Consider the following 2,896-nt stretch of genomic DNA (forward strand, 5'->3'; position numbering starts at 1 on the left):
TAAATAGGATCCGTATCCACTTAAATGCCAATGATCTGATGATGGTATTATGAGGTTTTCCTTTGGCTTCTTGCTGCCGATAATAGGCTTTTGCCCAAAATGAATATCGCACAGAGAGCCCAGCCCATTCCACAAACGTTTGCCTTAAAAACTTAGTGCATGAGTACCGCCAGTGTATCCATTCCTTTTTGCCACTGCGTTTGGTTACGGGAGCAATGCCTGCGTATTTTTGTATGTCAGCGGCGCATTTATAGCGATCACGATTTGACCCCATAGCGGCTAATAATCGAGGGGCTAATTGTGGCCCTGCACCCGGTAAGCTATCAAAAATAGCGCGATCTGTATGTTGCTTATAAAGTGTTTTAATTTCGTCATCAAATCGTGTTATTGCCATCATCAGCTGTTTAAGTTGCGGCACGAGGCATTCAATAAGCAATAAGTTTGGCGTGATCACCGCCATATCTTCGGTGAGTATTTCTGCCCCCTTTATTTCTTTTATCCGCTTTTCATTAACGAGTGGATAGCGGGAATTATGTTGATTAAAGAAGTCGAGTAGTGTTTGTTTTCTCGCTTTTTTAGCGTGAGCAAGAGAGGGCCAGCGTAATAAGAAGTCACAGAATATTTGAGTGTCTTTTTCTTTAAACCAATCAATCACGTGGGGATAATAATTTTTTAGTGTTGTGGCTATTTTATTGGTTAAATTAACCCTACCTTGCACTAATTTACGACGATATTCGACAAGCTGCGCAAGACACCTAACGTCTTCTGAGTCAGGCCTAATTACTGTTAATTTATCCATATGAAGTTGTAAAATTTCAACTTGAATAATCGCATCAGTAGGGTCATCTTTCGCCCCACTGTGCGTAAATGCGGCGCGGTATTTTGCGACACTGGATGGATTAATCACAAATAGTACAATGTGCTTAAATTTACTGAGTGCGTATATAAGTGGGCCTTTTTTAAGCTCACACGCGACTGCAACAGGCCTGCCGTTGTAGCGTTGTTTTAATTCAAGCGCCCAAGCATTAATTGACTTAGGCGCAGATGAAATAACGCTTAAAAGTTGTGTGTTTGTATCGCGATTTACTTCACAAATATCGTGTTTACGGTCGGCCCAATCGATCCCGATAAGGGCAGCAAACTCTGAGACGTTAAAGGCTTCCATTTTGGGCCTCCTAGAGGTAAAGTGAAAGAGTAGATAGAGATAAACAATGTTTCTCGCAGGTCTTATAGATAGTCGGTTCAACGACAATCCCTGAGTATGCGTATTGAAACAAATGACTCCAGTTGGCCCGAAAGTCTTGTTACAAACATAGATTGTTTCCACTCAAATATTCGTGACCAACAGAAGCATATTCCATGTATTAATGAGCTAGGTAAATACATTAATGAATGGAACGGAGTAACTATAAGGCATTTAAACGGACAAAAAACAGTTGGTTTTTGTTCGTGCCTCACAAATTATAACCAACTATTTTTTGCCGCTTAATGCGGCGTTGAGGCTGTAGAATTACTCTTTTTAAAGAAGATCAGCCTGTTTTATGGGTTCCAAATGCATTACCTAATGCTTTAAAAGCGCTTAGAGTTAATTACAGGAGCTCGTTTTTTAACTGAATTTGGCTGTTGGAGTTATTCTACAGTCTCGTTATACGCATCGATGGATCGGTTCTACATTATGAGATTTGTTTTAATATTTTTGATTTTTCTATCAGTTATAGGCTGTAAATCTACACGTAATACCATCGAATATACTGATCCAGGTTTTTATCTTAGTCCTGTTTTGAGATTGAAAGTAGTGCCCACTTTTTCGAATCCAGTTATATATGAAGTCTCTAGACATAACCCCTATAAGTTGTTAACTATTACTTATGAAGGTGCAGGTGGTTATGACTGGAAAGGTATTAAATCAAAGAAACGTATTGAATTAACAGAAGAACAGTACTCAAAGTTAGTTAGTAAGTTAGAGAAAGCACTGGTGTTTCCGAAAGATAAAACTCTAGGAATGGATGGAGATACTTGGATGCTAGAAAGCTCTTTGTATCAATATACCGCTGTGGCATTTTGGGAACCTGAATACCAAACTGATAAGCGCGGACTTGTAAATTTCGTAAGCCTAAAAAATTACCTTAAGCAATTAAGCTTAATGAAATAGAGTGTAAATGCGTATAACAAGCGCATTAAGCACGGGACTGCTAACAGTTTGCTCGGTTCCGCTTCGCTTCACATTTTAGCAAACTATTACCAGCCCCTTATGCGGGCGTTGAGGCTGTAGAATTACTCTTTTTAAAGAAAATCAGCCTGTTTTATGGGTTCCAAATGCATTACCTAATGCTTTAAAAGCGCTTAGAGTTAATTACAGGAGCTCGTTTTTTAATTGAATTTGGCTGTTGGAGTTATTCTACAGTCTCGTTATGTACAACGGAGGTATTGGTGAAAATTAAACTTATTGCTTATTCATTTATGTTTCTATTTTCTCACAATGCTTTTGCATGCCGCTGTGAGGGAACATCTCCCGAGGAAGCCGTTAATTTATCCAAAGCAATAATGATTGTTGATGTACTTGAAACAAATACCAGACTGGTTCCAGATGTCATTTTTGGAACTGGTGGGGAAGTTAAACTATTAGAGGCTGAGTTTAACGTAACTGAGGTATTGAAAAAACCGACGGAAGATATCAAAATCATTCGTTCAATTGGTTCATGTGGGATGCCACTTACAGTTGGTAAACAATATTATATAAGCGTGCCCCAAAAAGGTGCTGTCGAAAACTTGATATCAGTTTGCTCTGGTTCATTTGAGGTTTGGAGTTCAGATATAGATAGGCTCGAAGCTTTGCGTAAAGTTGTACATAACAACACGCCCTGAGGTAAAAGAAAAAAACTGGAAAGAAAAAAAC

Annotated in this window: 3 protein-coding genes; 2 read left to right on the forward strand and 1 reads right to left on the reverse strand. The window is 38.8% G+C overall.

Features of this window, described 5'->3' with window-relative positions:
- A partial coding sequence (locus tag ATS75_RS19935) for an IS110 family transposase (RefSeq protein ID WP_082665534.1) occupies nucleotides 1-1,165 on the reverse strand: 1,165 nt, incomplete at its 3' end.
- A gap of 510 nt (nucleotides 1,166-1,675) precedes the next feature.
- On the opposite strand from ATS75_RS19935, the gene ATS75_RS19940 reads away from it, so the two are divergent.
- Nucleotides 1,676-2,152, forward strand: a complete 477-nt coding sequence (locus ATS75_RS19940) for a hypothetical protein (protein ID WP_152996256.1) — start codon at nucleotides 1,676-1,678, stop codon at nucleotides 2,150-2,152.
- Between the two features lie 278 nt (nucleotides 2,153-2,430).
- A complete protein-coding gene (locus ATS75_RS19945; RefSeq protein ID WP_058562158.1) occupies nucleotides 2,431-2,865 on the forward strand; it encodes a hypothetical protein in 435 nt (144 codons plus the stop codon).
- Nucleotides 2,866-2,896 lie beyond the last annotated feature (31 nt).

Source organism: Pseudoalteromonas sp. H105, from assembly GCF_001469215.1.
In the GTDB taxonomy this organism is placed as follows: domain Bacteria; phylum Pseudomonadota; class Gammaproteobacteria; order Enterobacterales; family Alteromonadaceae; genus Pseudoalteromonas.